We start from the raw sequence: 22,505 nt of genomic DNA, 5'->3' as shown, positions 1-22,505 counted from the left end.
ATGCCGATTTCACTCAAACACCTGGAGGTTGCTTGAACGATCTGCTTGCGGGCCTGGCCCGCTGGATGCTGCGCCTGTTGCTGCTGGCCATGGGCGTGGTGTTCTTTGTGAGCCTGCTGGCCGCAGCCCTGGTGCTGGCCTTGCTCTGGGGGCTGCGTGCCCTGTGGGCGCGCGTCACGGGCCGCTCGGTCACTCCCTGGGCCATGCCCATCGACCCGCGCACCGGCTGGACGACCGTGGTGCGCCGAAGCGAGCACTGGATGGGCTCTGGCCGCAGCGCTGCGCCGGGTACAGACACCCCTGCGCACCTGCGCCCTCTGCCTGGCGCCGAGGACATCACCGACGTGCAGCCGCGCGAGCCGGGCGCGCCGCGATAGACGCAACTCCCTACACATGCGGGATGCCTGCCGCCCGTATGATGCGCGGATGACCCACGCCGACCTTCAAGCCCTGTTTGACGCACAGTACCAGGCCAGCCGCGCCCAGGTGGATGTGCCCCTGCTGGTGCGCCGCGAGCGCCTGCTGCGCATGCGCAAGCTCCTGGACGAGCACGGCCCCACGCTGGCCGCTGCCGTGCAGGCCGACTTCGGCGTGCGTTCGCAGCGCCTGACCGAGATTGCCGACATGTTCGTACTGCGCTCGCTCATCGGCCACACCCTGCGCCACCTGGCGCGCTGGATGAAGCCGCAGCGCGTTGGCACGCCGCTGTACCTGCAGCCCGCCAGCGCCATGATCCTGCGCCAGCCGCTGGGCGTGGTGGGCGTGGTCGCGCCCTGGAACTACCCGGTGCAGCTCGCGCTGGCACCGGCGATCACCGCGCTGGCCGCGGGCAACCGCGTGATGATCAAGCCCAGCGAACTCACGCCCCACACCTCGGCCCAGCTGGCGCAGTTGCTGGCCCAGTTCTTCACCCCCGAAGAGGTTTGCGTGGTGCAGGGCGATGCGACCGTGGCCAGCGCCTTCAGTGCGCTGCCCTTCGACCACCTGGTGTTCACGGGCTCCACGGCCGTGGGGCGCAAGGTGGCGCAGGCCGCCGCCGCCAACCTGACGCCCACCACGCTGGAGCTGGGCGGCAAGTCGCCCTGCATCATCGACGCCAGCTGCGACCTGAAGGACGCTGCCCTCAAGATCGCGCACGGCAAGCTGCTCAATGCCGGGCAGACCTGCATCGCCCCCGACTACGTGCTGCTGCCGCGCGGCCAGGAGGCGGCGTTTGCCGAATCCTTCCGCGCGGCCGTGGCCCAGCTGTTCCCGCGCATCGCGGGCAACCCCGACTACGCTTCCATCATCAGCCCGCGCCACCTGGCCCGCCTGCGCACCATGGTGCAGCAGGCGCAGACCCAGGGGGCCGACGTGCAGAACATGGACCCGGCCCCTGGCGAATCGCCCACGCCGCAGGCGGCGGTGCAAGATGGCGGCACCAGCCGCCAGATGGCGCCGGTGCTGGTGTTCGGTGCCACCTCGGGCATGCAGCTCATGCAGGAAGAAATCTTCGGCCCCGTCCTGCCCGTGATCTCCTACGAGCGCCTCGACGACGCCATCACCCACATCAACAGCGGCCCGCGCCCGCTGGCGCTGTACTGGTTCGGCAACGACACCACCGTGCGCGACGACGTGTTGCGCCGCACCGTCAGCGGCGGGGTCACCGTGAACGACACGCTCATGCACATTGCCCACGACGGCCTGCCTTTTGGCGGTGTGGGCGACAGCGGCTGGGGCGCCTACCATGGCGAGCAGGGCTTCCTGCGTTTTTGCCACCAGAAGTCGGTGCTGGTGCAGTCGCGCTGGGCCATGGGCCACCTGTTCTACCCACCCTACGGGCCGCGTTTCGACCAGGTCATGGGCCTGCTGCGCCGCCTTTTCTGAGCACTGGAAAGCGCCGGGGCACAGCCCCGTTTTCCCGCCCCGTGGAGGGGCGTTTTTCATTTGCGGCGACAATGCCGCTCCGTTTCGTTTTTTGACAGTTTGTTTCCGGTCGGTTTTTCATGTCCAGTATCCAGGTTCGTCCCGCCACACTCCGCGATGCCAAAGCCATCGCCCAGATCCACACCGTAGCCGCACAGGCCGCCCTCAAAGGACTGGTGCCCGACGAGCAGCTGAAGTCCTTCTCCGTCGAAAAGCGCCAGGCCTACTGGCGCGAAGCCATTGAATATTCCGAGCCCCAGGTCCAGGTGGCCGTGGATGGTGACAAGATCGTGGGCTTTGTCGGTTTCGACCGCTCCCGCGACGAAAAGACCCGCCCCACCACCGGTGAGATCTGGGCCATCTACTGCGCCCCCACCCACTGGAGCAAGGGCGTGGGCCTGGCGCTGTGGGATGCCGCACGCGAAGGCCTGCAGGAAGAAGGCTGCACCACCGTCACCGCCTGGGTGCCGCTGCGCAACGAGCGCGCGCTGCGCTTCCACGAGATGGCCGGCTTCAAACGCGAAATGTCCACCGCCAAGACCGCCGTCATCGGTGGTGCCAAGCTCGAAGAAGTGCGCTTGCAGCGCCCGCTGAGTTGAAGTGACCATCGCATGGGCCGAGCAGGGCCAGACGCACACGCTGCACTGGCGTTCGGCCCAGGGCGCAGCTGCGCCGCGCCGCGTGCAGGTCGCCGACGACCGCCTGAGCGCTGACCAGGCCTACCGCCTGGCCTGCGAGGGCACGGCACTGCTGTGGCGGGGCGACTTCCAGAACGCGCGCCAGCTCTTGCAGGCCCTGCAGCGCCGCATCGAACGCAAGCCAGCATCGTCCGCAGCCCGCGCCGCCGCCAAGACAGCGCAGGCCGATGCCGCCACGCGCTTTCACCTGCACCGCCAGGCGCAGGCGCAGCGCGCACGCACGCTGGGCGCGCTGCTCATTGCGCTGGAGGGGGACTACAGCATCGCCCTGCGCCGTGCGCCCGACTGGCGCGTGGCCTGTACCGAGGCCTGGGGCCCGGCCGATGGCACGCCCAGCGTGGTGTCGCTGCGTGAGCTGCTGGGCATCGTGGGCGCGCATGAATGGCGCAAGAAGGGCGTGGAGATTGCCGCGCTGGGCGCCGCGCCGCACAACCGTATCCATCCGCACTACGGGGTGTTCTCGCCCGTGCGTGGGGAGTACCTGGACCTGGTGGCGCGCCAGCCCCTGCCCAGCCAGGCACTGGCGTTTGACATCGGTACCGGCACCGGCGTGCTGGCGGCCGTGTTGGCACGCCGAGGCGTGCGCCGCGTGGTGGCCACCGAACTGGCGCCCCGTGCGCTGGCCTGTGCGCAGGACAACCTGCAGCGCCTGGGTCTGCAAGAGCGGGTGGAGTTGTTGCAGGCCGACCTGTTTCCGCCCGGCCGCGCCCCCCTGGTGGTGTGCAACCCGCCCTGGCTGCCCGCTCGGCCCGTGTCTGCCATCGAGCAGGCCGTGTACGACGAGGACAGCCGCATGCTGCGCGGCTTTCTGGCCGGGCTGGCGCAGCACCTGGAAGAGGGTGGCGAGGGCTGGCTCATCCTGTCCGACCTGGCCGAACACCTGGGCCTGCGCACCCGCGCCCAGTTGCTCGATTGGATCGCGGCGGCGGGCCTGCGCGTGCTGGGCCGTGAAGACGTGCGCCCGCGCCACGGCAAGGCCCAGGATGCCAGTGACCCGCTGCACGCGGCACGCGCCGCCGAGGTTACATCGCTGTGGCGCCTGGGGGCAGCCTAGCGTTGGCGCTCAGGCCGCCAGCGCCTCTTCGTGCGCCAGGGGCAGCAACTGGTTCATGTGCTCGCGGATAGCGGCAGCGCGTTCAGTGCCGGCCAGGTAGCCCACTTCTTCGAGCATGGCCTCGCCCACATCCAGCATGCTCCAGCGGTCCTTGGCGTCGCGCAGGGCCGTGTGGAACTGCTGGGCCAGGTCGGGGTTGCGGCGAGCGAACATGCGCTCGCAGATGTCGAACAGGTACATGCGGGTGCCCGCCAGTGAACGCAGCGGCACACGCGAGCGGGGCAGGGGCAGCGCCTGGCTTGCGGGCGGTTCGTCGTTGGTGGACGCAGTGGGGCTGGGGTGGCGCAGATAGCCCGCGCGCATCAGTTCGTCCACAATCCGGCTTCCCTCACCGTGGTACATGGCCTGCAGCTCCTGCATGGGCTTGGCATCGGCCAGCAGGAGCAGCGAGCGCTCGCGCAGGCTCAGGGTGCGAACACCGGGCATGAGTTCCTGGCGGGCTTTGTCGGTTTTGAGCAGCAACATGGGGCAGAGCGTCTGGAGGTCAAGCCCGCATTGGAACCGCGGCGCGTGACGCCTTGATGAACACCCGTGCTCGCCACGGCGGGTTTTGTGATTGCTATAAAATGTATAGCTTATGACGCTTGTATTCATTGCCCTGAAGGCGTATTTGGCTTTGATTTTCTTGCCGCCTGCACCCCGCGCAGCCGTGCGCGTACAGCCATGAGCCTGCTGTTGGCGCCCATGGAGGGCCTGCTCGACTTTGTGCTGCGCGACGTGCTCACCCGCATTGGTGGGGTGGATCGTTGCGTGTCTGAGTTCATCCGCGTAACCGGCACGCTGCTGCCCGACCGGGTGTTTCTGCGCCATGTGCCTGAACTGCAGACCGGCGGTCGTACCCTCAGCGGCGTGCCCGTGCGGGCGCAGTTGCTGGGCTCCGACCCCGCCTGCATGGCCGACAACGCAGCCCACCTGGCCTCGTTGGGCCCCGAGGGCATCGACCTGAACTTCGGTTGCCCGGCCAAGACGGTCAACCGCCACGGGGGTGGTGCTGCGCTGCTGCAGGAACCCGAGCGCATTGCCGCCGTGGTGACTGCGGTGCGCCGGGCCGTGCCTGCGCACCTGCCCGTGTCGGCCAAGATGCGCCTGGGCTACCACGATGCCCGCCTGGCTGTGGCCTGTGCCCAGGCCATGGCCGACAGCGGGGCCTGTGAGATCGTGGTGCACGCGCGCACCAAGCTTGATGGCTACCGGCCCCCGGCCTACTGGGAACACATCCCCGCCATCCGCGAAGCGGTGGCCGTGCCCGTGGTGGCCAATGGCGAGATCTGGACCGTGGAAGACGCCCTGCGCTGCCGTGCCGTGTCTGGCTGTACGGCGCTGATGCTGGGCCGCGGCATCGTGGCCGATCCGGGGCTGGCGCGGGCCCTGCGCGCCCAGGATGCAGGCCTGTCGGGCCAGGATGTGGTGGACTGGCCCATGCTGGTGCCGCACCTGCAGGACTTCTGGCGCCAGGTCTGCGAACGCCTGGAGCCCAACCAGCGCGCGGGTCGCCTCAAGCAGTGGCTCAACCTGCTGCGCCGCCGCTTTCCTGAGGCCGAGCAGGCCTACCAGCAGGTGCGCACGCTGACCGACCAGCATGCCATCAGCCTGTGGCTGGATGCGCTGCCAGGACAGGGCAGCGCGTAGCAGCGGGGCTTACCAGCTCACCTCACGGTCGGGCGTGGCGCTGATCTTGTGGATGGACAGGTCGGCGCCGTCGTATTCTTCCTCCTGCGACAGGCGCAGGCCTACGGTGGCCTTGAGTGCCCCGTACACCAGCGCTCCGCCCAGCAGGGCCCAGGACACGCCCATCAGCGTGCCGATGAGCTGCCCGGTGAAGGCTACACCGCCCAGGCCTCCCAGCGCCTTGCTGCCGAAAATGCCAGCCGCCAGGCCACCCCAGGTGCCGCACAGCCCGTGCAGCGGCCACACGCCCAGCACGTCGTCGATCTTCCAGCGGTTTTGCGTGAGGGTGAACATGACCACAAAGATGGCCCCGGCCACGGCGCCCACGACGAGGGCGCCCAACGGGTGCATCAGGTCGGAGCCTGCGCACACGGCCACCAGGCCCGCCAAGGGCCCGTTGTGGACGAAGCCGGGGTCGTTCCTGCCCAGCAGCAGGGCGGTCAGCGTCCCGCCCACCATGGCCATGAGGGAGTTCACGGCCACCAGGCCCGAGACCTTGTCCAGCGTCTGCGCGCTCATCACGTTGAAGCCAAACCAGCCCACCACGAGCACCCAGGCGCCCAGCGCCAGGAACGGGATGCTGGAGGGCGGGTGGGCCGAGATCGCGCCGTCCTTGCGGTAGCGGTTGGAGCGCGAGCCCAGCAGCAGCACAGCGGGCAGCGCGATCCAGCCACCCACCGCATGCACCACCACGGAACCGGCAAAGTCGTGGAACTCCTCGCCCGTCAACGCCTTGATCCAGGCCTGCACACCGAAATGTTGGTTCCAGGCAATGCCCTCGAAGAAGGGGTACACCAGGCCCACGATGACGGCCGTTGCCATCAGTTGCGGCCAGAACTTGGCGCGTTCGGCGATGCCGCCGGAGATGATGGCGGGAATGGCCGCAGCAAAGGTCAGCAGGAAGAAGAATTTGACCAGCGCGTAGCCATTGAGCTGCGCCAGGCTTTCGGCGCCCACAAAGAAGTGGCTGCCGTAGGCCACGCTGTAGCCCAGGGCAAAGTAGGCGACGGTGGAAACGGAGAAGTCCACCAGGATCTTGACGAGTGCGTTGACCTGGTTCTTTTTGCGCACCGTGCCCAGTTCCAGAAAGGCAAAGCCAGCGTGCATGGCAAGCACCATGATGGCGCCCAGGAGGATGAAAAGGGTGTCCGCGCCCTGTTTGAGTGAATCCATGGTGGTCAGTGGGGTCGAAATTGATCCGTTGTGGTGCGCGGGCGGTGCCCGCAGCCTGAATGCACCGGGATAAAGCAAAATATGCGCCACGCTTGGGAATGAGCTGTGGACAACAGCACTGGCTTGGTGCTGTCCCAGGTTGCTATAAAAACAATAGCTGCTTACGCAATACAGACAAGCGTTAGAATGCGTTTTTACATAAATATTTTGATGCCGCAGGGTCTGATGGCTGCTGCGGCCTTGTGCTGTCTGTATGCAAAAACCGGTTTCGCGCGCCCCTTGGATTGACACCCTCAAGGGCGCGGCCTGCATCGCCATCGTCTGGCACCACCTGGCGTTTTACGGTCCCATGTCCGATGTGGCTTTGCCGCTGGCGCCGAATCTGATCGCCTGGCTCTATGACCATGCGCGCCTGGCGGTGCAGGTGTTTCTGGTGCTAGGGGGCTATCTGGCCGCCAGCAGCCTGGCGCCGCAGGGTTGGGTGCGGTTTGACAGCGCGGCCGCGCAGATCGGCAAGCGCTTCGTGCGCTTGATGATTCCGCTGGCAGCGGCGCTGGCGGTGGCCATGGCGGCGGCGGCGCTGGTGCGGCCGTGGCTGGAGCATCCCAGTGTCCCCGATGCTCCCCGGTGGCCGCAATTGCTGGCGCATGTGCTGTTGCTGCAGGACCTGGTGGGAGAGGAGGCGCTCTCGGCCGGGGTGTGGTACGTGGCCATCGATTTCCAACTGTTTGCGGGTACCGTGCTCGTGCTGGCGGGCGTGCGCACGGCGCTGTCCCAGATGCCCCCGGTGGTGCAGGCACGGGCCGTACAGGCGGTGGTGCTGGCGGGCGTGGCCGCGTCGCTGTTCTGGGCCAACCTCCAGCCCGAGCTGGATGTGTGGGGACTGTATTTCTTTGGCGCCTATGGCCTGGGCATGCTGGCGTGCTGGGCCGTGCGTTCACTGCGTCCGGCGTGGTGGTGGGGGCTCATGGCTGCCCTGGCAGTGGCGGCCCTGGCATGGGACTATCGCAGCCGGATTGCGCTGGCTGCCGTCACCGCTTTGACCTTGGCGGTGTTGCTGCGCCAGGTGCCGCAGTGGCCTGCGGGGGCATGGGCCAGGGGCTTGCAGCGTGTGGGCCGGATGTCCTACTCGGTCTTTCTGGTCCACTTTCCGGTCTGCCTGCTGGTCAACGCCGCGTTTGCGCAGGCCTGGCCCACCCAGCCCGTGCCCAATGCCTTGGGCATGGGGCTGGCGTTCGTACTGTCGCTGGTGGCCGGGCGCCTGATGTTCCGCTGGGTGGAGCAGCCTGCACCGACCTGGATGCAGGCATTGCGCTGGCAGGCCGGCATGCTGGGCCTTGGGCTGCTGGTGCTGCAGGTCGAGGCGCTGTGGTGAGTCAGGGGTGGTCGTGGTCGGCAAAACCCGGTGTTTGCCGACCCTTGCGCCGCATGTCGATGAACCAGGCCATGAACGGCAGCAGCAGCATGGAACCCGGCACCACCCAGATGATCAGGTAGGGGCTGACAGACGATGCAGAGCGCATCACCTGGCGCAGGTGAGCGCGGTCTTCGGGGCTCCAGCGGCCCAGCCGACGTTGGCGCACCAGCCACACCACAGAGCCGCGCATGACGGCCATTTCACCGCGCAGACGGTTCTTCTCGCGGTGGTTGCCTGCCAGAAACGAGCAAAACCACTCCGGCGCCCGCTCCATGCGGCGCTGAAATGCGCTGGTGGAGTTGGGATCGAAGCTTGGGTCTTGCATGGACTCTGGCGGGCAAGGGAGGTGCATGGGCGCGATTGTCGCTCCAAGCGGAGACTTTTGCACAGGAACAATGTCACACAGCGGCCCCAGCGCCTGCGCAGGCTTCAATCAGCGGTGCAACTCGCCAGCGCTCTCGGGCTGGTAGATGATGGACTTGACCTTGACGGTCATGCTCTTGCCACCCGGGCCAGGCCAGGCCAGTTCATCCCCCACCGACAGGCCCAGCAACGCGCTGCCCACAGGGGCGAAGATCGACACACGGTCGGCACTGCCATCCATGTCACGTGGGTACACCAGGGTCAGGCAGAAATCCTTGCCCGTCTCCGCGATGGTGAACTGGACGGTGGAATTCATCGTCACCACGTTCGGCGGGATTTCCTCGGGTGCCACGACGTCGGCGCGGTCCAGTTCGGACTGCAGGTCTGCCTTGCCGGGGAAAACGCTGGCTGGAATGGCCGCCAGCAGGGCCTCGATGCGATCCAGGTCGAGCGAAGAAAGAATGATCTGGGGTTTCTTGGATGCCATGGCCAGCTCCGAAGGATCAAAGGGCGCCACTGTAGTGCATGGGGAATCCCGCACTGCCGCTCATGGGTATGCGGCGTTGGGTGGCTTGAAAAAGAAAAAACCCGCCGGGCAGGCGGGTTGTGGACAGGTCTGCGACGCGCCGCGCTGCAGACCTGGAGTGCGATCAGATGTCGCGGCGGGGCGAGCCGGTGAACAGCTGGCGCGGGCGGCCGATCTTGTACTCGGGGTCGCTGATCATTTCGTTGAGCTGTGCGATCCAGCCCACGGTACGGGCCAGGGCAAAGATGCCGGTGAACAGGTTCACCGGGATGCCGATGGCGCGCTGCACGATGCCGGAGTAGAAGTCCACGTTCGGGTAGAGCTTGCGCTGCACGAAGTAGTCGTCTTCCAGGGCAATCTTTTCGAGCTGCTTGGCCAGTGCGAACAGGGGGTCCTTTTCCAGGCCCAGTTCGGCCAACACTTCATTGCAGGTTTCCTGCATGAGCTTGGCGCGCGGGTCGTAGTTCTTGTACACGCGGTGACCGAAGCCCATCAGCTTGACGCCGGAGTTCTTGTCCTTGACCTTCTCCATGAATTCGCCCACCTTGGCCACGCCGCCCATGGCCTGGATTTCTTCCAGCATGTTCAGGCAGGCTTCGTTGGCACCCCCGTGGGCAGGGCCCCACAGGCAGGCCACGCCGGCGGCGATGGCCGCAAACGGGTTGGTGCCGGACGAGCCGCACAGGCGCACGGTAGAGGTGGAGGCATTCTGCTCGTGGTCTGCGTGCAGGATGAAGATGCGGTCCATGGCCTTTTCGATGACCGGATTCACCTTGTAGTCCTCGCAAGGCGTGCCGAACATCATGCGCAGGAAGTTGCCTGCGTAGGACAGGTCGTTGCGGGGGTACATGTAGGGCTCGCCCTTGCCGTACTTGTACGCCATGGCCACCAGCGTGGGCATCTTGGCGATCAGGCGGATTGCGGCGATGTCGCGGTGCTGCGGGTTGTTGATGTCGGTGCTGTCGTGGTAGAAGGCCGACAGAGCGCCCACCAGACCGGTCAGCACGGCCATGGGGTGGGCATCGCGACGGAAGCCACGCAGGAAGAACTGCATCTGCTCGTTGACCATGGTGTGATTGATCACACGCTTGTGGAAGTCGGTGCGCTGTCCCTCGTCGGGCAACTCACCCTTGAGCAGCAGGTAGCAGGTGTCCAGGTAATCGCACTTGGTGGCCAGTTGCTCGATGGGATAACCGCGGTACAGCAGCTCACCCTTGTCGCCGTCAATGTAGGTGATGGCGGACTGGCACGATGCCGTGGACAGGAAGCCAGGGTCGTAGGTGAACATGCCGGTTTGGGCGTACAGCTTGCGGATGTCGATCACATCCGGGCCGATGCTGCCCTGGTACACCGGCAGTTCCACGCTGGGGCTGCCGTTACTGAACGACAGGGTGGCTTTGTTGTCAGCGAGCTTCATTGTTGCGTCCTTGTTGAGATGACCGAAGAGAGAGGGGCGTGGAGGGCTTCAGGCCGGTGCCAGCGGCGGGTCGCTATGCCTGAGCATGCCCAGCACATCGCGTACCACAGGGGTGTCGAGAGCGCCTTCCGGTTCGCGCCGCCGCAGCAGCAGGTCCAGAAGGTCGTTGTCCGAGAGGTCCATCAGCGCGGCCAGGCCTTCGGCATGGCGTTGCGTCAGGGTGGACTCATACCGGGAGAAGAACCGCTCGATGAACAGGTCGTTTTCCAGCAAGCCGCGTCGGCAGCGCCAGTGCAGCTTGCTCAACGCGCGGGTATCCAGCAGTGCATCGCACGCTTCTCCCGCGGACATGGTGGTTGCTTCACCCATGGTGTGGTCGTGTCTTGCTTCAGATGGCGCGGCGCACCATCAATTCCTTGATCTTGCCAATGGCCAGCGCGGGCTTGAGGCCCTTGGGGCACACGTCCACGCAGTTCATGATGGTGTGGCAGCGGAACAGACGGTACGGGTCTTCCAGGTTGTCCAGGCGCTCGGCGGTGGCTGCATCGCGGCTGTCGGCAATGAAGCGGTAGGCCTGCAGCAGGCCGGCGGGGCCGACGAACTTGTCGGGGTTCCACCAGAAGCTGGGGCAGCTCGTGGAGCAGCTCGCGCACAGAATGCACTCGTACAGGCCGTCGAGCTCTTCACGCTCTTCGGGCGACTGCAGGCGCTCGCGCTCGGGCGGGATGCTGTCGTTGATCAGGTAGGGCTTGATCGAGTGGTACTGCTTGAAGAACAGCGTCATGTCCACGATCAGGTCGCGGATCACGGGCAGGCCCGGCAGCGGCTTGAGCACGATGGTGCCCGGCAAGGTGTTCATGTTGGTCAGGCAGGCCAGACCGTTCTTGCCGTTGATGTTCATCGCGTCGGAGCCGCAGACGCCTTCGCGGCAGGAGCGGCGGAACGACAGTGTGGGATCCTTTTCCTTCAGCTTGAGCAGTGCGTCCAGCAACATGCGTTCGTGGCCGTCGAGTTCGATCTCGACGGTCTGCATGTAGGGCTTGGCGTCCTTGTCCGGGTCGTAGCGGTAGATTTGGAATGTGCGTTTTTGCATGGCGATTCTCTCGTGGGGCAAGACCTGATCAGAACGTCCGAACCTTCGGGGGGACGCTGTCCACCGTCAGGGGCTTGAGGTTGACGGGCTTGTAGGTCAGGCTGTTGCTTTCCTTGTGCCACAGGGTGTGCTTGAGCCATTCCTTGTCGTTGCGGCCCAGCGGCGCATCGGCATCGTCGGCGGGCTTCTCGTAGTCGTACACGGTGTGGGCACCGCGGCATTCCTTGCGGGCGGCCGCCGACACCATGGTGGCCTGGGCAGCTTCGATCAGGTTGTCCACTTCCAGCGCCTCGATGCGCGCGGTGTTGAACACCTTGGACTTGTCCTGCAGCGTGATTTCGGCCACGCGCTCACGCAGGGCGGCGATCTTCTTCACGCCTTCATCCATGCTGGCCTGGGTGCGGAACACGCCAGCGTGCTGCTGCATGGAGGCGCGGATATCACCAGCCAGGGTCTGGGCATAGATTCCGCTGGTGGATTTTTCGAGCTGGTTGAGGCGTTCCAGCGTCCGGTCTGCAGCGTCCTTGGGCAGTGGCTTGTGGGTCTTCTGCTTGTTGTTGAACTCCACGATGTGGCGGCCAGCGGCCTTGCCGAACACCAGCAGGTCCAGCAGCGAGTTGGTGCCCAGGCGGTTGGCGCCGTGCACGCTCACGCAGGCGCATTCGCCCACGGCATAGAGCCCGTTGACGATGCGGTTGGCCGTGCCGTCGTGCGTGACGACCTGGCCATTCACGTTGGTCGGGATGCCGCCCATCTGGTAGTGGATGGTAGGCACCACGGGGATCGGCTCCTTGGTGATGTCCACGTTGGCAAAGTTGACGCCAATTTCGTACACCGAGGGCAGGCGCTTGTGGATGGTCTCTGCACCCAGGTGGTCGAGCTTGAGCAGCACGTAGTCCTTGTTGGGACCGCAGCCACGGCCTTCCTTGATTTCCTGGTCCATGGAGCGGGACACGAAGTCGCGCGGAGCCAGGTCCTTCAACGTCGGGGCGTAGCGCTCCATGAAGCGTTCGCCATTGCTGTTGAGCAGGATGGCGCCTTCGCCACGGCAGCCTTCGGTCAGCAGCACGCCCGCGCCGGCCACGCCGGTGGGGTGGAATTGCCAGAATTCCATGTCCTGCAGCGGGATGCCAGCGCGTGCGGCCATGCCCAGGCCGTCGCCGGTGTTGATGAAGGCGTTGGTCGAGGCAGCGAAGATGCGGCCTGCGCCGCCCGTGGCGAACAGCACGGTTTTGGCTTCCAGGATGTACAGGTCGCCGGTTTCCATCTCCAGGGCGGTGACACCGACCACGTCGCCATCGGCGTCGCGGATCAGATCCAGCGCCATCCATTCGACGAAGAAGTTGGTGCGGGCCTTGACGTTCTGCTGGTACAGCGTGTGCAGCATGGCGTGGCCCGTGCGGTCGGCTGCGGCGCAGGCGCGCTGGACGGGTTTTTCACCATAGTTGGCGGTGTGGCCGCCGAAGGGGCGCTGGTAAATCGTGCCGTCGGGGTTGCGGTCGAACGGCATGCCGAAGTGTTCCAGCTCGTACACCACATTGGGGGCCTCGCGGCACATGAACTCGATGGCGTCCTGGTCGCCCAGCCAGTCGGAGCCCTTGATGGTGTCGTAGAAGTGGTAGTGCCAGTTGTCCTCGGACATGTTGCCCAGCGAGGCGCTCACGCCGCCCTGGGCGGCCACGGTGTGCGAGCGGGTGGGGAAAACCTTGGACAGCGAGGCCACGTTCAGGCCTGCGCGAGACAGTTCGAGCGCAGCGCGCATGCCGGAGCCGCCGGCCCCGACGATGACGACGTCGAACTTGCGTTTGGAGATGTTGGCTTGGGTGTAACTCATGGCTTAGCCTTGTTTTTCAGTGTGTGGGCGACGCTCAAAGACGCCACAGAACCTGGAAGCCCCAGCCTGCGCAGCCGACGAGCCAGACAATCGTGAAAACCTGCAGCGCCAACCGGATTCCGGCCGGCTTGACGTAGTCCATCCAGATGCTGCACATGCCGACCCAGGCATGCCAGGCCAGCGCAACGATTACGGAGAAGGCCAGAAACTTCATCCATTGGGCGGCAAAAATACCTGCCCAGAGTGCGTAACCGATGTTGCCCTTGCTGAACACAAGCTGCGCGATCACGGTCAGGGTGAACAGGATCATGATGAGGGCGGTGATGCGCTGAACCAGCCAGTCGCGCCAGCCATAGTGGGCACCGACGACGGTGCGCTTGTAACCGTAGGTGGTCATGGGATTTCCTTCGAATGGGTGTGGATCAGTAAAGGCCAAACAGTTTGGCGCCCAGGACCGCTGTCAGGCCCAGGCTCACCACCAGGGCTGCGATGGCGGAAGACTTGGCGAAGGACTTGCTGATGCTGCCGTGGTCCACATCCATCCACAGATGGCGGATGCCAGCGCAGACATGGTGCAGGTAGGCCCAGATGATGCCCAGCGTGACGAGCTTGAACAGCCAGCCGGGCACAAACCCCAGGCCGCTTTCAAAGGCCGCCTTGAAGCGGGCAAAGGAATACTCGGACGACAGGGAGGTATCGAACATCCAGACCAGCAGCGGCAGCAGCAGGAAGAGGATGGCTCCGCTGCCCCGGTGAAGGATCGAAACCCACGCGCCCACCGTCATGCGGTAGGTGGTGAGATCCTTGAAGGCGTTGATGTTGCGGAATTCAGGCCTTTTTTTGGCTAGATCGGTCATGGCAAGGGCTTTCGTGGATGTAACTGCTTTGTAATTCTGTGCACGCAAGGACACAAAATTCTATTGCAACGCAGCAACCAGGGTTTGATGCAGATGGGATTTTGTGTTTTTTTCAACATCCAATCTGAATGCAAGGTCGTTGTCAGTTGAGTTCGTTGTGGTAATGGTGCGTGTCCGTGCGGTAGAGGCCGCGCCGTAACTCCATGGGAACATCGTTGTAAGTGAAGGCGATGCGCTCCACGCTCAGCAAAGGGGTATCAGGTGCCACCTGCAGCGCCTGGGCCTGCTCTGCGGTGGGGAGCACGGCCCGGATTTTTTCCTCGGCCCGGACCATGCGAACACCGAAGTCGAGTTCGAACATGGCATAGGTGGGGCCGGGGTAGGCGGCAAGCTGGTTGGCCGAGAGCCCTTTGAAGGCTTGTCCCGGCAGCCAGATGTCTTCGAGAATCGTCGGTACGCCGCTGAAGGACAGGACACGCCGGGCCTGCATGACCGCGTCGCCGGTGCGCAGTCCAAGGGTTCGGGCCACGTCTGCGCTGGCGCGCACGCGCTTGCATTCAACAATATGGCGCTGTGCAGGGCCCTCGACACTGGCATCCCCGCTGTCAGGCATGAGCTTCAGAAAGCGGTACTGCACATGGCGCTCGGCGTGGGTGGCTACAAAGGTGCCCTTGCCCTGGCGGCGCGTTACCAGGTTCTCTGACGCCAGTTCGTCGATGGCTTTGCGCACCGTGCCCTGGCTCACCCGAAAGCGGGCGGCCAATTCCATTTCGCTGGGAATGGCTTCTCCGGGTTTCCACTCGCCCGCCTGCAGGCTTTGCAGGATCAGTCCCTTGATCTGTTGGTACAAGGGGCTGAACGCGGGTGCGGGCAGGCCAGCCTGGGGCAACTGCGGGGCGTCGGCGGTTTCGGTGGAGGCGGGGGGCAGGGAGGACATGGCTCTGCGTCGTTCGGGCCTTGATCATATCTTATATAAGACATAAGACAAATTGACGCAGTGCAGTATTCAAAGCTAGAATCCATACCTGTTTGCGGCGCGCACGTGTTGCTGGTAACAGGCGCAGGTGGCAACCGCTGCACATTCACCTGTTCCCTTCACTTCCTGGAGTTCCTACCATGAGCAAAAAGCCCGTCCGCGTGGCCGTCACCGGTGCTGCTGGCCAAATTGGCTACGCCCTTCTGTTCCGCATCGCCTCGGGCGAAATGCTGGGCAAGGACCAGCCCGTCATCCTGCAATTGCTCGAAATCCCGGATGAAAAGGCCCAGAACGCGCTCAAGGGCGTGATCATGGAACTCGAAGACTGCGCCTTCCCTCTGCTGGCTGGCATCGAGGCTCACTCCGACCCCATGACTGCCTTCAAGGACACCGACTACGCTCTGCTGGTCGGTGCCCGCCCCCGCGGTCCCGGCATGGAGCGCGCCGACCTGCTGGCCGCCAATGCCCAGATCTTCACCGCCCAGGGCAAGGCCCTGAACGCCGTGGCTTCGCGCAACGTGCGCGTGCTGGTGGTCGGCAACCCCGCCAACACCAACGCATACATCGCCATGAAGTCGGCCCCCGATCTGCCGGCCAAGAACTTCACCGCCATGCTGCGCCTGGACCACAACCGTGCCGCCTCGCAGATTGCCGCCAAGATGGGCGTTGCCGTGGGCGACATCGAGAAGCTGGCCGTGTGGGGCAACCACTCGCCCACCATGTACGCCGACTACCGTTTCGCCACCGTGAACGGCAAGTCCGTCAAGGACACCATCAACGACCACGAGTGGAACGCCAATGTGTTCCTGCCCACCGTGGGCAAGCGTGGCGCCGCCATCATCGCCGCCCGTGGCCTGTCGTCGGCCGCCTCGGCTGCCAACGCCGCCATCGACCACATGCGCGATTGGGCCCTGGGCACCAACGGCAAGTGGGTCACCATGGGCATTCCGTCCAAGGGCGAATACGGCATCCCCGCTGAAACGATGTTTGGCTACCCCGTCACCTGCGAAGGCGGCGAGTACAAGATCGTCGAAGGTCTGCCGATCGACGCATTCAGCCAAGAGTGCATCAACAAGACCCTGGCCGAGCTCGAGGGCGAGAAGGACGGCGTCAAGCACCTGCTGTAAGCCGCGTCTTCCATGACCCATCCGCGCGACATCCTGCTGGGTGCCCAGGCGGCGGCGGGCCTGCTGCCGGTCTGTGACCACTACAGCGGTGCGCCCGCGCGGATGCGCAAGAGCCTGCAATTGCAGGCAGAAATGATGCAGGAGTTCGGCGCTTGCGTCTTCGACGTGACGCTGGACTGTGAAGACGGCGCCCCTGTGGGTGCCGAGGCCGAGCATGCGGCGCTGGTGGCCGAACTGGCGCTGCACGAGGCCGCACCCGGCACCCGCGTGGCGGCCAGGGTCCACGCCGTGGACCACCCGGCCTTTGCCCAGGATGTGGACACCATTGTGGGCCGGGCAGGCCACCGCCTGTGCCACCTCATGCTGCCCAAGGTAGAGTCCGTGGCGGACATCGACCGCGCCGCACAGCTGCTGGACCAGGCGGGTGCGCCGCATCTGGCGCTGCACGCATTGATCGAATCGCCTGCGGCCGTGCACCGGGCCTTTGACATTGCAGCACATCCGCTTGTGCAAAGCCTGAGCTTCGGGCTCATGGATTTTGTGTCCGCCCACGGTGGCGCCATTCCTGACTCCGCGATGGGCGTGCAGGGCCAGTTCACCCATCCCCTGGTGGTGCGTGCCAAGCTGGAAATCGCTGCTGCCTGCCATGCGCATGGCAAGGTGCCCTCGCACTGCGTGGTCACCGAATTCAGTGACGCCGCTGCTCTGCAGGCCGCAGCGCAGCGTGTGGCACTCGAACTGGGCTACACACGCATGTGGAGCATCCATCCGGCGCAGATTCGGCCTATCCTCGAAGCCCTTTCGCCATCGCAGATGTCCGTGGACAAGGCAGCGCACATTGTTGCCGCTGCCGCCCGTGCCCACTGGGCGCCCATCAGCATCGAGGGCGTGCTGCACGACCGCGCAAGCTACCGCTACTACTGGCAGTTCCTGGAGCGGGCCCACGCCACGGGAAGGACTTTGCCGTCCGAGGTGCAGACCTGGTTTGTATCATCGCGCTGCTGAAACCTTGCCACATGGAGACTGCAATGACCAAAACCCTTCTTGCTGCGGCGCTGCTGGCGCTGATGCCCGGCCTGACCCTGGCGCAGGCCAGCCAGGCCAAGACCACCGCCAAGACAAACACCGCCGCCAAGGCAAGCCCCGCCAAGACCGCCGCGAAGCCGACGGCCAAAAAGGAAGTGGTGGCCAAGGCCAAGCCCACCAGCAGCCGCCAGCAACTGCACACGGCGGCCGTTCAGGTGGCCACGGGTCTGATTGCTGCACGAGAAGCACTCTCCCCGGACGAGTTGGCTATGGCGGAGCGCGTGTATGTGGGCCAGATGGCGTGCGAGCTGGGGGCATCGGTGAATGTCACCAGCGATCCCCAGGCCCCAGGACACTTCCACCTGGAAGGCAAGGGCTTTCGCTTCCATATGGCCCCCGTGCTCACCAGCACCGGCGCCGTGCGCCTGGAAGACCCCAAGGCTGGTGCCGTCTGGCTCCAGATTGCCAACAAATCCATGCTCATGGATCAGAAACGCGGACAGCGACTGGCCGATGACTGCATGAGCCCCGAACAGGTGGCGGTGGCCGAGACGCTGAAGAAGGCGCCCGCCCCGAACCTGCTTGAACCGTCACCGACCAAGTAAGCCTTTCCTACTGGTCCGGACCCCAACGCCCCCCGATACCACAAAGACCCAACCGGAGAAACCACCATGTTGCAAGCCTACCGTGAACACGCCGCAGAGCGCGCTGCCCTTGGCATTCCGCCACTGCCCCTGGATGCCAAGCAGGTATCCGCACTGATCGAGCTGATCAAGAACCCGCCCGCAGGCGAAGAAGCGTTCCTGATGGACTTGCTCACCCACCGCGTGCCTCCGGGCGTGGACGATGCCGCCAAGGTCAAAGCCAGCTTCCTGGCCGCCGTGGCCCACGGTGACATCCAGGTCGGCCTGATCTCCAAGGCCAAGGCCACCGAGCTGCTGGGCACCATGGTGGGGGGCTACAACGTCCATCCCCTGATCGAGTTGCTCGACGACGCCGAAGTGGCCGGTGTGGCTGCGGATGCGCTGAAGAAGACGCTGCTGATGTTCGACTTCTTCAACGACGTCGCCGCCAAGGCCAAGGCGGGCAACGCCAAGGCCCAGGAAGTGATGAAGTCGTGGGCCGACGCCGAGTGGTTCACCAGCCGTCCCGAAGTCGAGAAAAAGATCACCGTCACCGTGTTCAAGGTGCCGGGCGAGACCAACACCGACGACCTCTCGCCCGCGCCCGATGCCTGGAGCCGCCCGGACATTCCGCTGCACTACCTGGCCATGCTGAAGAACACGCGCCCCGATGCGGCCTTCAAGCCCGAGGAAGACGGCAAGCGCGGCCCCATGCAGTTCATCGAAGACCTGAAGAAGAAGGGCAACCTCGTCGCCTACGTGGGTGACGTGGTCGGCACCGGCTCTTCGCGCAAGTCCGCCACCAACTCCGTGATCTGGGCCACCGGCCAGGACATCCCGTTTGTTCCGAACAAGCGCTTCGGTGGCGTGACCCTGGGCGGCAAGATCGCTCCCATCTTCTTCAACACGCAGGAAGACTCCGGCTCCCTGCCCATCGAAGTGGACGTGACCAAGCTGGAAATGGGCGACGTGATCGACGTGCTGCCCTACGACGGCAAGATTCTGAAGAACGGTGAAACCGTGGCCGAGTTTGCGCTCAAGAGCCAGGTGCTGCTGGACGAAGTGCGCGCCGGCGGCCGTATCAACCTGATCATCGGCCGCTCGCTCACCGCCAAGGCCCGTGAGTTCCTGGGCTTGCCCGCGAGCACCGTGTTCCGCCTGCCCGTGGCCCCCAAGGACACCGGCAAGGGCTTCACGCTGGCGCAGAAGATGGTTGGCCGTGCCTGCGGCCTGCCTGAAGGCCAGGGCATCCGCCCCGGTACCTACTGCGAACCCAAGATGACCACCGTGGGCAGCCAGGACACCACCGGCCCCATGACCCGTGACGAACTGAAGGACCTGGCCTGCCTGGGCTTCAGCGCCGACCTGGTGATGCAGTCCTTCTGCCACACGGCCGCCTACCCCAAGCCCGTGGATGCCAAGATGCACCGCGAGCTGCCTGCCTTCATCTCCAACCGTGGCGGCGTCGCCCTGCGCCCCGGTGACGGCGTGATCCACTCCTGGCTGAACCGCCTGCTGCTGCCCGACACCGTGGGCACCGGCGGCGACTCGCACACCCGCTTCCCGATCGGCATTTCCTTCCCCGCAGGCTCCGGTCTGGTGGCCTTCGGCGCTGCCACCGGCGTGATGCCCCTGGACATGCCCGAGTCGGTGCTGGTGCGCTTCAAGGGCCAGATGCAACCCGGCGTCACCCTGCGTGACCTGGTGCATGCCATCCCCCTGTACGCCATCAAGCAAGGCCTGCTGACCGTGGCCAAGGCCGGCAAGAAGAACATCTTCTCGGGCCGCGTGCTGGAAATCGAAGGTCTGCCCGACCTGAAGGTGGAGCAGGCGTTCGAGCTGTCCGACGCCTCGGCCGAGCGCTCCGCCGCCGGTTGCACGATCAAGCTCAACCCCGAACCGGTCAAGGAGTACCTGCGCTCCAACATCGTGCTCATGAAGAACATGATCGCCGACGGTTATGCCGACGCCAAGACCCTGGCACGCCGCATCGAGAAGGTCGAAGCCTGGCTGGCCAAGCCCGACCTGCTCGAAGCCGACAAGGACGCCGAATACGCGGCCGTGATCGAGATCGACCTGGCCGACATCAAGGAACCCATCGTCTGCTGCCCCAACGATCCGGACGACGCCAAGTTCATGTCCGAAGTGTCGGGCACCAAGATCGATGAGACCTTCATCGGTTCGTGCATGACCAACATCGGCCACTTCCGTGCTGCAGCCAAGCTGCTCGGCGGTGCACGCGACATTCCGGTCAAGATGTGGGTGGCACCTCCCACCAAGATGGACGCGTCCGAGCTGATGAAGGAAGGCCACTACGCCAACTTCGGCGCTGCCGGTGCCCGCACCGAAATGCCCGGCTGCTCGCTGTGCATGGGCAACCAGGCCCAGGTGCGTGAGGGTGCCACCGTCATGTCCACCTCCACCCGCAACTTCCCCAACCGTCTGGGCAAGAACACCAACGTGTTCCTGGGCTCGGCCGAGCTGACGGCGGTGTGCTCGAAGCTGGGTCGTATTCCCACCGTGGCCGAATACCAGGAAGCCATGGGCATCATCAACAAGGATGCCGCCAGCGTGTACAAGTACATGAACTTCGACCAGATCGAAGAGTACGCGGAAGTCGCCAAGAACGTGACGGCCTGAGGCTCTGCCCAGCCACCACTGCAGCGGCCCTTCGGGGCCGCTTTTTTTATCGGTCGGCGGATGCAGCGTACACACGGGCTTGCTAAGCTGGGCGCATGTCCACATCTGCCCCCATGTCCTGGCCTGTCCGTATCGGGACCCTGCTTTTCAGCGCGGTGTTTGCCGTAGGGTTTGGCGCTGGCGGCTTTTTTGTGGGCCTGTTTCCGCTGTACCAGACCCTCCGCGCGGCCTGGGAAGTGCGGTCCTGGCAGAGCGTGCCCGCACAGGTGCTGGAAACGCAACTGGACCGCCGCCGGGACAGCGAAGGCTCCGAAACCTACGCGGTGCGCGTGCGCTACCGCTACCAGGTGGGGGCCCAGACCTACGAGTCGCAGCGCGTGGGGCTCGATGCCCAGGGCCATAGCGACAACGTGGGCGACTGGCACGCCCAGTGGCACCGCCGTTTGCAGGCGGCGCAGTCCAGCGGGCAGGCGCTCACGGCCTGGGTCAACCCCCGTGAGCCTGCCCAGGCGCTGCTCGACCCGCACATCCGCTGGCCCATGCTGTTGTTCCGGCTGCCCTTTGCGCTGGTCTTCACCGCAGTCGGGTTGGCGGCCGCATGGTTCTTCTTCAGGGCCTTGCGCGGTTCGTCAGGGCAGGCCACCCCAGCGGCGGATGCCGCTGCGGGGCTTCAGCGCATGGGGCGGTCGGTGCGCCAATCCGCAGGCATGCTCTGGTTCTTTGCGCTGTTCTGGTGCGGGCTGTCGTTTCCCATTGCAGCCTTGTTCTGGATGCAGGAGGGGCCCTGGCTCGTCAAGATCTTCCTGTTGCAGTTTGTGCTGGTCGGGCTCGGGCTCATCGCCTGGGCCGGTCAGCAGACGCGCCTGGCCTGGCGCCATGCGCACACGGCCCTTGCCTTGCGCCCCGCCACGCCGCGTGCGGGCGAGCCGCTGGAGGTCACGCTGAACCTGCCAGAGCGTGCCCTGCGCGGCAGGGCCCCGGAGCCCCTGGTGCTGCGGTTGGCGCAGTACCGGGTGGACGACTCGGGTTCGGGCGAAACCCGGCGGCTGGTCGAACACCTGGAGCAGCAGGCACAGCCTCTGCCCTTGCCCGATGGCAGTGCGCGCCTGGTGGCACGCTTTACCCTGCCCGACGATGCGCCAGCCCATGGCGCGCGCCGTTCGGGCGAGCGCGTGGATTGGCGGCTGGAGCTGATGCAGGCCGCTGGCGGGGTGGAACTGTCGCACGACGTCGCGGTACAAGGCAGCAGCACGCCTGGCGCCCAAGACCGCTTTGCGCAGCGCAGCGATTGGAACCAAGAGCGGCCTGTCGGCCCGACGGGCCGCAGTGCGGGGCTGTCAGACTGGCCCGCCCAGGCCGGGACGGTGGAAACCACCGACTACCAGGGGCTGGAGTTTTCCCAGACGGGCTCGCGCTGGGTGGCTGCCGTGCTGCTGCTGCCGTTTGCCGTGTTGCTGCTGCTGTGGGCGCAGGAATGGGCGCCCCGGCTGTCCTTGCCCCAGCGCTGGACTGCATGGCCCCTGTGGGGGCTGGGCATTGTGCTGGCCCTGATCCTGCACCGCGCCACCCGGCGCTGGCGTGTGCTGGTGCACGACCAGGGGCTGGCGGTTCAGCGGGTGTCCTGGCTGTGGTCGCTCCAGTTCAGCTTGCCACCCAATGCGCTGGACCACCTGAGCACCCAGCTCAACTACTCGGCCAGCACCCGGGGCGGCGACATGCAGGAATACCACGCCGTGATCGCGCGCGAAGCCGACAGCGCCAAGGCCCGGCGCATCACGCCCGGCGTGGCGGGCGAGGAGGGGGCGCAAGCCGTGGCCCAATGGTTGCAAGGCGCCTGGCACGATCGCGCCGGTCGCTTCACGCCGGGGCAAGGCCGCAGCCTTCAGTCCGGACACTCCCGTCCGCGCTGGGGCTGGCTGCTGTGGGCGGCCTTGATGGCGACCCTGGTGCTGGGGGTGCGCGGCGGTTGATGGGCTCAGGATGCCGCGTATTCCGTGGCCTATGAATCAAATTGGCCTCTAGCGCTCGTAAAATAAGCGCTAATAGCT

At 65.4% G+C, this 22,505-nt stretch carries 22 protein-coding genes; 11 read left to right on the top strand and 11 right to left on the bottom strand.

Translation table 11 applies throughout. The features are described 5' to 3' along the window. The first annotated feature begins 32 nt into the window (after nucleotides 1–32). The 4 genes from MJ602_RS09775 to MJ602_RS09760 all read left to right on the top strand — a co-directional run bounded on the left by MJ602_RS09775 (nucleotide 33) and on the right by MJ602_RS09760 (nucleotide 3,657). Complete coding sequence (locus MJ602_RS09775; protein WP_162016787.1) at nucleotides 33–377, top strand: hypothetical protein; 345 nt, start codon at nucleotides 33–35, stop codon at nucleotides 375–377. A gap of 49 nt (nucleotides 378–426) precedes the next feature. Further along, nucleotides 427–1,866 (top strand): coniferyl aldehyde dehydrogenase, encoded by a 1,440-nt coding sequence (locus MJ602_RS09770; protein WP_243020661.1) that lies wholly within the window; start codon nucleotides 427–429, stop codon nucleotides 1,864–1,866. A gap of 119 nt (nucleotides 1,867–1,985) precedes the next feature. Then, entirely contained in the window at nucleotides 1,986–2,504 is a 519-nt protein-coding gene (locus MJ602_RS09765; RefSeq protein WP_162016785.1) for a GNAT family N-acetyltransferase, read from the top strand. 1 nt (nucleotide 2,505) lies between these two features. Beyond that, nucleotides 2,506–3,657, top strand: coding sequence for a methyltransferase (locus MJ602_RS09760; RefSeq protein ID WP_423246700.1), 1,152 nt, complete (start codon nucleotides 2,506–2,508; stop codon nucleotides 3,655–3,657). 9 nt (nucleotides 3,658–3,666) lie between these two features. On the opposite strand, the gene MJ602_RS09755 is transcribed toward MJ602_RS09760, so the two are convergent. After that, complete coding sequence (locus tag MJ602_RS09755) at nucleotides 3,667–4,182, bottom strand: hypothetical protein (protein ID WP_243020660.1); 516 nt, start codon at nucleotides 4,180–4,182, stop codon at nucleotides 3,667–3,669. 198 nt (nucleotides 4,183–4,380) lie between these two features. Between MJ602_RS09755 and MJ602_RS09750 the strand changes: the two genes are divergently transcribed. Beyond that, nucleotides 4,381–5,346: a tRNA dihydrouridine synthase gene (locus MJ602_RS09750; protein WP_243020658.1), complete on the top strand. Its 966-nt coding sequence runs from the start codon at nucleotides 4,381–4,383 to the stop codon at nucleotides 5,344–5,346. Between the two features lie 9 nt (nucleotides 5,347–5,355). Here MJ602_RS09750 and MJ602_RS09745 read toward each other — a convergent pair whose 3' ends face one another. Beyond that, a complete protein-coding gene (locus MJ602_RS09745; protein ID WP_243020656.1) occupies nucleotides 5,356–6,558 on the bottom strand; it encodes an ammonium transporter in 1,203 nt (400 codons plus the stop codon). A gap of 253 nt (nucleotides 6,559–6,811) precedes the next feature. Between MJ602_RS09745 and MJ602_RS09740 the strand changes: the two genes are divergently transcribed. Then, complete coding sequence (locus MJ602_RS09740) at nucleotides 6,812–7,933, top strand: acyltransferase family protein (protein ID WP_243020654.1); 1,122 nt, start codon at nucleotides 6,812–6,814, stop codon at nucleotides 7,931–7,933. A 1-nt stretch (nucleotide 7,934) separates the two neighbouring features. Here the strand turns inward: MJ602_RS09740 and MJ602_RS09735 are convergent, their stop codons facing one another. From MJ602_RS09735 to MJ602_RS09695, 9 genes are all read right to left on the bottom strand, one after another. After that, complete coding sequence (locus MJ602_RS09735; RefSeq protein WP_242455366.1) at nucleotides 7,935–8,300, bottom strand: hypothetical protein; 366 nt, start codon at nucleotides 8,298–8,300, stop codon at nucleotides 7,935–7,937. Between the two features lie 108 nt (nucleotides 8,301–8,408). Then, the gene (gene rnk, locus MJ602_RS09730; RefSeq protein WP_162016779.1) at nucleotides 8,409–8,825 is read right to left on the bottom strand and encodes a nucleoside diphosphate kinase regulator; all 417 of its coding nucleotides are present in this window, start codon (nucleotides 8,823–8,825) and stop codon (nucleotides 8,409–8,411) included. A gap of 163 nt (nucleotides 8,826–8,988) precedes the next feature. Next, complete coding sequence (locus MJ602_RS09725; protein ID WP_162016778.1) at nucleotides 8,989–10,281, bottom strand: citrate synthase; 1,293 nt, start codon at nucleotides 10,279–10,281, stop codon at nucleotides 8,989–8,991. Between the two features lie 48 nt (nucleotides 10,282–10,329). Beyond that, the gene (locus MJ602_RS09720; protein WP_423246699.1) at nucleotides 10,330–10,650 is read right to left on the bottom strand and encodes an FAD assembly factor SdhE; all 321 of its coding nucleotides are present in this window, start codon (nucleotides 10,648–10,650) and stop codon (nucleotides 10,330–10,332) included. Between the two features lie 19 nt (nucleotides 10,651–10,669). Next, nucleotides 10,670–11,374 (bottom strand): succinate dehydrogenase iron-sulfur subunit, encoded by a 705-nt coding sequence (locus MJ602_RS09715; protein WP_162016777.1) that lies wholly within the window; start codon nucleotides 11,372–11,374, stop codon nucleotides 10,670–10,672. A 28-nt stretch (nucleotides 11,375–11,402) separates the two neighbouring features. Beyond that, nucleotides 11,403–13,208: a succinate dehydrogenase flavoprotein subunit gene (gene sdhA / locus MJ602_RS09710; RefSeq protein WP_162016776.1), complete on the bottom strand. Its 1,806-nt coding sequence runs from the start codon at nucleotides 13,206–13,208 to the stop codon at nucleotides 11,403–11,405. A 34-nt stretch (nucleotides 13,209–13,242) separates the two neighbouring features. Further along, a complete protein-coding gene (gene sdhD / locus MJ602_RS09705) occupies nucleotides 13,243–13,605 on the bottom strand; it encodes a succinate dehydrogenase, hydrophobic membrane anchor protein (RefSeq protein ID WP_162016775.1) in 363 nt (120 codons plus the stop codon). 25 nt (nucleotides 13,606–13,630) lie between these two features. Beyond that, entirely contained in the window at nucleotides 13,631–14,065 is a 435-nt protein-coding gene (gene sdhC, locus MJ602_RS09700; RefSeq protein WP_243020652.1) for a succinate dehydrogenase, cytochrome b556 subunit, read from the bottom strand. A gap of 142 nt (nucleotides 14,066–14,207) precedes the next feature. Beyond that, nucleotides 14,208–15,002 carry a GntR family transcriptional regulator gene (locus tag MJ602_RS09695; RefSeq protein WP_243020651.1) on the bottom strand — a complete coding sequence of 265 codons (795 nt, stop codon included), beginning with the start codon at nucleotides 15,000–15,002 and terminating at the stop codon, nucleotides 14,208–14,210. A gap of 179 nt (nucleotides 15,003–15,181) precedes the next feature. Between MJ602_RS09695 and MJ602_RS09690 the strand changes: the two genes are divergently transcribed. The 5 genes from MJ602_RS09690 to MJ602_RS09670 all read left to right on the top strand — a co-directional run bounded on the left by MJ602_RS09690 (nucleotide 15,182) and on the right by MJ602_RS09670 (nucleotide 22,427). Then, on the top strand, nucleotides 15,182–16,168 hold the full coding sequence (locus MJ602_RS09690) for a malate dehydrogenase (protein ID WP_162016772.1): 987 nt from the start codon (nucleotides 15,182–15,184) through the stop codon (nucleotides 16,166–16,168). Nucleotides 16,169–16,180: 12 nt separating this feature from the next. After that, nucleotides 16,181–17,173, top strand: a complete 993-nt coding sequence (locus MJ602_RS09685) for an HpcH/HpaI aldolase/citrate lyase family protein (RefSeq protein WP_243020649.1) — start codon at nucleotides 16,181–16,183, stop codon at nucleotides 17,171–17,173. Nucleotides 17,174–17,196: 23 nt separating this feature from the next. Further along, nucleotides 17,197–17,799, top strand: coding sequence for a hypothetical protein (locus tag MJ602_RS09680; protein WP_243020647.1), 603 nt, complete (start codon nucleotides 17,197–17,199; stop codon nucleotides 17,797–17,799). Between the two features lie 66 nt (nucleotides 17,800–17,865). Beyond that, entirely contained in the window at nucleotides 17,866–20,457 is a 2,592-nt protein-coding gene (gene acnB / locus MJ602_RS09675) for a bifunctional aconitate hydratase 2/2-methylisocitrate dehydratase (protein WP_243020645.1), read from the top strand. A gap of 113 nt (nucleotides 20,458–20,570) precedes the next feature. Then, nucleotides 20,571–22,427 (top strand): DUF3592 domain-containing protein, encoded by a 1,857-nt coding sequence (locus MJ602_RS09670; RefSeq protein ID WP_243020644.1) that lies wholly within the window; start codon nucleotides 20,571–20,573, stop codon nucleotides 22,425–22,427. Nucleotides 22,428–22,505 lie beyond the last annotated feature (78 nt).

Source organism: Simplicispira sedimenti (assembly GCF_022760965.1).
Lineage (GTDB): Bacteria > Pseudomonadota > Gammaproteobacteria > Burkholderiales > Burkholderiaceae_C > Simplicispira > Simplicispira sedimenti.
The sequence above is the reverse complement of the archived record's forward strand: the minus strand, read 5'-3'. Positions and strand labels throughout refer to the sequence as shown.